The organism is Micrococcus sp. HSID17227, from assembly GCF_003989405.1.
In the GTDB taxonomy this organism is placed as follows: domain Bacteria; phylum Actinomycetota; class Actinomycetes; order Actinomycetales; family Micrococcaceae; genus Micrococcus; species Micrococcus luteus.
This window is the reverse complement of the sequence record NZ_RBLN01000139.1, coordinates 1-5,925: the sequence shown is the minus strand read 5'-3', so window position 1 is coordinate 5,925 and position 5,925 is coordinate 1. Positions and strand designations below refer to the sequence as shown.

Sequence of the window (5,925 nt, the reverse complement as noted above, 5' to 3'; positions counted from 1 at the left end):
GCCGCGGTGGCGGGAGAGCCGTCCGCCCGGGTGCCCTCGACGCGCGGATGGGTGGTGCGCAGGCCGTCGTAGTCCAGGGGAGCGGTCTCGGCGCCCGAGGGGTCGGCCACGCCCTGCTCCTCGAGGAAGACGGCCAGGCGGGGCACGGCCTCCACGGCGCCGCGGGTGTCCTTGCGACGCAGCGCCTCGGCGGCCTCCGAGAGCGCGGTCGCGTCCGAGGGCCGCTCCTTGGGGTCCTTCGAGAGCATGCACATGATCAGGGCGCGCACCGGGGCCGGGACGGTGTCCGGCAGGGGCGGCGGGGTGTCGTTGACCTGGGCGAGGGCGATCGCGATCTGGGACTCGCCCGTGAACGGGCGATGCCCGGCGAGGGCCTCGTAGCCGATGATGCCCAGCGAGTAGAGGTCGGAGGAGCCGGTGGCCTGCTGCCCCGTGGCCTGCTCGGGCGCGAGGTACTGGGCGGTGCCCATCACCTGGCCGGTGGCCGTGAGCGGGACCTGGTCCGCCAGGCGCGCGATGCCGAAGTCCGTCACCTTCACCCGGCCGGTGGGCGTGATCATGAGGTTGCCGGGCTTGACGTCGCGATGCACGAGCCCCTGGGCGTGGGCCGCCGAGAGCGCGGCCGCCGTCTGCGCGATGATCCCCAGGGTCCGCTCGGGGGAGAGCACCTTCTCCTTCTCGAGGATGGAGGACAGCGGCTGGCCGGGCACGAGCTCCATGACGAGGTAGGCGGAGCCCTTCTCCTCGCCGTAGTCGTAGACGTTGGCGACGCCGGGGTGGTTCAGCAGCGCGGTGTGCTGGGCCTCCGCCCGGAAGCGGCGCAGGAAGTTGGGGTCACCCGTGTACTCCTCCTTGAGGATCTTCACGGCGGTGATCCGGCCCAGGACCTTGTCCCGCGCCTTCCACACCTCGCCCATGCCGCCGATCGCGATGCGATCGGTCAACTGGTACCTGCCGCCGAGGGTGATGCCCGATGTCGGCCTCATTCCGTGACCACCGCTTCCATGATTGCCTTCATGCCACTGACGACTGTCTGATGTCCAACCCCCGGCGGCTCGTCCTCCACCACGATCGTCACGGCCGCCCGGGGGTTCTCGCTCGCGTCGAAGCCGGTGATCCAGGAGTGCACGTTGCCCGTGTCCCCGACCTCGGCCGTGCCCGACTTCGCCGCGATCCGCACCGTGTCCGACTGCACGGATCCCAGGATGCCGTCCTCCACCGCCGAGACCATCATGTCCGAGACCTGCCCGGCCACCTCGGGGGTCGTGGCCCGGCCGCGCTCACGGGGGCTGAACTCCTGCACCGTGGTGAGGTCCGAACGGCGGACCGCCTTGATCAGCTGCGGCTCCATGACCACGCCGTCGTTCGCGATGCCGGCGGCCACCATGGCCATCTGCAGCGCGGTGGCCTGCACGTCCCGCTGGCCGATCGAGGACTGCGCCAGCGCGGCGTCGTCCAGGTCGGAGGGGAACACGGAGGCGGTCACGGGCAGCGGGTATTCGAAGGAGTCGTTGAAGCCGAACCGCTCGGCGGCCTCCCGGATCCGGTCCTGGCCCAGCTCGACGGCGGCCATGGCGAACGGGGTGTTGCAGGACTGTGCCAGCGCCCATGTGAGGGTCTGACGCCCCACGGTGTTGCACGGTGAGCCGTCGTAGTTGGGCAGCTCCGTGGTCGTGCCGGGCAGCGTCCACGCGGCGGGGATGTCCACCGTCCCGTCCGGGGTGTAGTCACCGGACTCGAGCATGGCCACCGCGTCGATGAGCTTGAACGTGGAGCCGGGGGACACGAGCTGCTCCGAGGCGCGGTTGCGGTACGCGCTGGCACCGGGGATCTGATCGATCGCGGCCATCGCCGCCTGCGCCTCGGCCGGGTTGTGCGAGGAGAGCGCGTTGGGGTCGAAGCTCGGCTTCGACACCATGGCCAGGATCTCGCCCGTCGTCGGGTCCGTGACCACGGCGGAGGCGCGCACGCCGTCCGGGAGCGCGTCGTACGCCAGACGCTGCAGCTCGGGGTCGATCGTCAGCTCCACCTGGTCGCCCTCGGGCGTGGCACCCGTGATGATCTCCATGGCGCGGTCCACGAACTGGGACGTGGGGGTGCCGGAGAGCTGCTCGTTCATGGCCGCCTCCAGCCCGGCGGTGCCGTAGGTGAGCGAATAGAAGCCCGTGAGCGGGGCGTACAGCTCGGGCTCGTGGTAGACGCGCTGGTAGTGGTACGCGTCGTCGGAGGGGACGGACTCGGCGATCGGCTCGCCGTCCACGAGGATCGGCCCGCGCGGGGCGCCGAACTCCAGGAACATCTGCCGCGAGTTCAGGGCGTGCGTCTTGAGCTGGTCCGCGGCCAGCACCTGGATGACGGACGCAGCCAGCGCGAGCACCAGGATCATGGCCGCCATGACGGTCCACGTGCGTCGGATCGCCTCGTTCACCGCTCCTCACCTCCTCCCGGGGGCACAGCGGCCGCCGGGAGCGCCGTGCCGGGGTCGAGGTGGCCGGCGCCGGGCCCGGACGCGTTGACCATCCCGTCCACGACCGCGGGACGGCGGGCGGCGTTCGAGATGCGCAGCACGAGCCCCACGATGATCCAGTTGGCCAGCAGCGACGAGCCGCCGGCGGCGAGGAACGGCGTCGTGAGGCCGGTGAGCGGCAGCACGAGGGTCACACCGCCCATCACCACGAACACCTGCCACGCCATGGTGAAGGCCAGGCCGGAGGCGAGCACCTTGCCGAACGCGTCGCGCACGCCGAGGGCGGCGCGCATCATGCGGGTGACGAGCAGGAAGTACAGGACGAGCACGGCGGCCAGGCCCACGAAGCCGAGCTCCTCGCCGATGGCCGTGAGGATCATGTCCGAGAAGGACAGCGGCACCTGGGTGGGGTTGCCCGCGCCCAGGCCGGTGCCCATCAGCCCGCCCGAGGCCATCGCGAACAGGCCCTGGACGACCTGGTAGGAGCCGCCGAAGTCGCGATGGTAGATCTCGGGGTCGAAGGCCCTCAGCCAGATCTCGAACCGGGCGGTCACGTGCGGCATGAACAGGAACGCCAGCGCCGCGCCGAAGGCGATCAGGCCCAGGCCGAGGAGGATCCAGGAGGCGCGGGACGTGGCGATGTAGAGCATCGCCATGAACATGCCGAAGAACAGCAGGGCCGAGCCCAGGTCGCGCTGGAACACGAGCACGCCGAGCGCCAGGAGCCAGCCGGCCAGCAACGGGCCGAGGTCCCGGGCTCGGGGGAAGGTCACCGGGCCCACGCGGCGGCCGGCCAGCAGGATCAGGTCGCGGTTCGCGGAGAGGTAGCCGGCGAAGAAGATGGCCAGCGTGATCTTGGCGATCTCGCCGGGCTGGAAGGTGCCGAAGCCGACGTCGATCCAGATCCGCGCCCCGTACATGCTCAGGCCCAGCCCGGGCACGAGCGGCAGGAGCAGCAGCACGCCGGACGCGGCGAGGAACAGGTACGGCCAGCGCCGCAGCACCCGGTGGTCGCGCACCAGGAACACCAGGGCGGAGGCCACCAGGACGGCCAGGACGGACCACACGAGCTGCGAGGTGGGGTTGGCCATCGCGGCGTCCTGGCTCAGCCGGTGGATCATGGCCAGGCCCAGCCCGTTGAGCAGGGCGGTGATCGGCAGCATGAACGGGTCCGCGTAGGGGGCCCGCAGCCGCAGGACCACGTGCAGCACGAGGGTGGCCGCGCCGAAGATGCCCAGCGGCACCCAGGCGGTGGAGTCCAGCGGGGCGTCCGTGCCGATCATGCCCAGCAGGTCCGCCCCCAGGGCGATGGCCAGGGCGGCCAGCAGTAGGACCAGTTCGATGTTCCGGCGCGGGCGTGCGGGGGAGATCACCTCGGTCACGGGGCCTCACCTCCCGTCGCGCTCGGGGACGATGCCGGGCTCGTCGGCGCGGCGGAGCCGGACGCGTCCGAGGGGCGGGCGGAGGACGACGACGGCGTCGCGCTCGGCCGGGCCCGCTCGGAGGGCTCACCGGCGGGGGCGGGGGCGTTCGGGTGCAGCGAGTCGCGCAGCTCGGCGACGATCTGCTCCGCGTGGTCCACGTCCCGGGCGGCCATGCCGGCGTTCACGCGGTCGCGTGCGTACGCGGGCAGCGCGTCCACCGGGAGGTCGGTCTGGCGGTCCACGTGGGACAGCTCGAGCGGGCCCAGCCGCTGGGAGACGCCCTTGAACACGGCGATCCGGCCGTCGTTGGCCCCCACGTAGTACTGCGTCTGGGTCCACAGGTAGCCCCACACGGCCACGGCCGCGAGGGTGAGGGCGAGCAGCGTGGTGAATACGGGGATGAACCAGCCGCGACGGTACTGCACCGGGCGGTCGTCCTTCCCACGCCGCCGACGCGCGGCCCTGGCCTCGGAGCCGCCGGCGGGCCCGGAGGTCGCCGGGGCCGGGGTGGGGGTCGTGGCCGACGCCTCGGCGGCCTCGTCGGACGGGGGGTCGGCGGCGGTGGGGGCCGGTGTGGCGGCGGGGGATGGGGCGGCGGCGGCAGGGGGGGCGGGGGTGGCGGCGGGCCGGGGGGAAGGGTCGCGGCGCGCGGCGACGTCGGGTTCCTGCCCGTCCGTGCGGACGGCCGGGGTGCGCCGGGGACGGCTCTCCGGCACGGGCGTCTGGCCGAGCAGGGCAGCGGCGCGGCGGCGCGTGGGGCTGCTGGTGACCACGGGGATGCGGTCGGTCCTCACAGCGTTGGAGGCCGCGCCGACGAGCAGGTGGGGTCGTGCGTCCAGGTCCTCGCGCAGCAGCAGGCCGGAGACCGGGCCGACCTCGGGCGGGTGGGCCGCGGCGAGGGCCTGCTCGGACAGGTGGACGTCCGGGACGGGGGCCAGCTCCTCCGCCGTGCCCTCCGCGATCTCGAACGCCACCACGGTGACGTTGTCCGGGGCGCCGCCCTTGAGGGTCAGGTCCACGAGGGTGTCGACGGCCTGGTTGAGAGCCTCCGAGTCCCGCAGCACCTCGTGGATCTTCTCGGGGGAGACCACGTCCGTGAGGCCGTCCGAGCAGAACAGCCAGCGCTCTCCGGGGGCGACGGGCACCTCGAACACGTCCAGCTCGGGGGAGGCGTCCACGTCGCCGAGCACGCGCATGAGCACGTTCTTGTTCGGATGGAACGGGGCCTCCCCGGCCTCGAGACGCCCCTCGTCCACGAGCTTCTGCACGAACGTGTGGTCCGTGGTGACCTGGGAGAACTCGCCGTTCGCGAGCCGGTAGGCACGGGAGTCGCCGATGTGCGCGATGTGCAGCGTGGTCCCCGCGAGCAGGGCGGCGGTGCACGTGGTGCCCATGCCGGCGAGCTTGGGGTTGGCGTGCACCAGCTCGTTGAGGATCAGGTTGGCGTTCTGGATCTCGTCCGGCAGCACCGTGGCCGGGTCCTCGTAGCCCACCGCATCCAGCGGGGCCAGGTCCAGCACCGTGGACGCGCTTGCCACGTCGCCGCCCACGTGCCCGCCCATGCCGTCCGCGAGCACGACCAGATGACGGCCCACGTAGGCGGAGTCGTCGTTCTTGGCACGGACGCGGCCGACGTCGGAGCGGGCGGCGTAGCGGAGGACGAGGGTCATGGGTCAGGCCTCGAGCTCCATGACGGTCTTGCCGATGCGGATGGCCGTGCCGGGGCCCACGGGCACCGCGCGGGTGACGGGGGCGCCGTTGACGTAGGTGCCGTTCGTGGAGCCGAGGTCCTCGAGGAACCAGCGGGTGCCCTGGGGGAACAGCCGGGCGTGGCGGCCGGAGGCGTAGTCGTCCACGAGCACCAGGTCGGCGTCCTGGGCGCGGCCCATCAGCAGGGGACGGCCCTCCAGGGCGATGGTCTGCCCGGCCTTCGGGCCCTCGACCACCCGCAGAGTCCGGGACAGCCGCGGGGCCGGCGTCGTCGGCGCGGACGCGGCGGGGGACGGCGTCGACGCGGGCGCGGGGCGGTCGACC

The 5,925-nt window shown here is 72.8% G+C and carries 5 protein-coding genes; all 5 read right to left on the bottom strand.

All coding sequences use genetic code 11. The features are described from left to right. Positions 1 to 986: serine/threonine-protein kinase (locus D8M29_RS07885; RefSeq protein ID WP_238693353.1), on the bottom strand; the 986-nt coding region annotated here is incomplete at its 3' end. Continuing rightward, positions 983 to 2,428 (bottom strand): penicillin-binding protein 2, encoded by a 1,446-nt coding sequence (locus D8M29_RS07880; protein WP_010079719.1) that lies wholly within the window; start codon positions 2,426 to 2,428, stop codon positions 983 to 985. The genes D8M29_RS07880 and D8M29_RS07885, both read right to left, overlap by 4 nt. After that, positions 2,425 to 3,849, bottom strand: a complete 1,425-nt coding sequence (locus tag D8M29_RS07875) for an FtsW/RodA/SpoVE family cell cycle protein (RefSeq protein ID WP_012750686.1) — start codon at positions 3,847 to 3,849, stop codon at positions 2,425 to 2,427. The genes D8M29_RS07880 and D8M29_RS07875 overlap by 4 nt, the downstream gene beginning before the upstream one ends. After that, positions 3,846 to 5,561 carry a PP2C family serine/threonine-protein phosphatase gene (locus tag D8M29_RS07870; RefSeq protein WP_127445888.1) on the bottom strand — a complete coding sequence of 572 codons (1,716 nt, stop codon included), beginning with the start codon at positions 5,559 to 5,561 and terminating at the stop codon, positions 3,846 to 3,848. Before D8M29_RS07870 ends, D8M29_RS07875 begins: the two co-directional genes overlap by 4 nt. A gap of 3 nt (positions 5,562 to 5,564) precedes the next feature. Next, positions 5,565 to 5,925 (bottom strand): FHA domain-containing protein (locus D8M29_RS07865; protein WP_148111548.1); only part of this gene is annotated, 361 nt, incomplete at its 5' end.